The 886-nt window shown below is 69.3% G+C and carries 1 protein-coding gene; it reads left to right on the top strand.

What is annotated here, in order from left to right; genetic code table 11:
• Positions 1 to 113 precede the first annotated feature (113 nt).
• On the top strand, positions 114 to 886 hold a 773-nt coding region (locus AX685_RS19885; RefSeq protein ID WP_231792326.1), incomplete at its 3' end, for an MFS transporter.

Here is an 886-nt window from a genome sequence, read left to right as displayed (position 1 = left end):
GGGATGAGGCCCCGCGGCGCGCGCTGGCCTCATCCCACCGGGCTGACACGCTTTTCCCCTTCTCTCGCCTCCCGCCTCTGTTACCCTCCCCGGCAAAACGGATGGAGAGGCGGATGACGACGACGAGCGAGACCCGCGCGAGCGGCTACGCCTGGTACGTGCTGGGGATCCTATTCCTCGTCTACATCCTCAACTTCATCGACCGGCAGGTGATCTCGATCCTGGCCGAGGATATCAAGCGCGACCTGGGGCTGAAGGACGAGGATCTCGGCTTCCTCTACGGCACCGCCTTCGGGGTCTTCTATTCGCTGTTCGGCATCCCGCTCGGGCGGCTGGCGGACAGCTGGCACCGGGTACGGCTGATGACGGTCGGGCTGGGGCTGTGGTCGACGATGACCGCGCTGTCCGGCCTGTCGAGCACCGGCGCGCATCTGGCCGCCGCGCGGATCGGGGTGGGCGTGGGCGAGGCGACCGCCTCCCCCTCCGCCTATTCGCTGATCTCCGACTATTTCCCGAAGAAGCTGCGCGCCACCGCGCTGTCGATCTATTCGGCGGGGCTGTACGTCGGCGGGGGCTGTTCGCTGTTCATCGGCGGGCTGGTGGTCCAGAACTGGAACCGCGCCTATCCCGATGGCGGGCCGTTGGGGCTGGCGGGGTGGCAGGCCGCGTTCCTGGCGGTCGGCATCCCCGGGCTGGTCCTGGCGCTGATCGTCGCCACCCTGCGCGAACCGATCCGCGGTGCGGTGGAAGGGCTGCCGGAGCCGGAGCGCCATCCCGCGCCGTTCCGCGCTTTCTTCGACGAACTGGTGACGATCCTGCCGCCGCTGACGCTGATCGGCGCGGCGCGGATCGGCACGCGCGCACTGGCGGTGAATGCGCTGGCGCT

The sequence above is a fragment of the Sphingomonas sp. CCH9-F2 genome (assembly GCF_001556735.1).
GTDB lineage: Bacteria > Pseudomonadota > Alphaproteobacteria > Sphingomonadales > Sphingomonadaceae > Sphingomonas > Sphingomonas ginsenosidimutans.
Note: the sequence above shows the minus strand (reverse complement) of the source record. Positions and strands in the feature narration are given on the sequence as shown.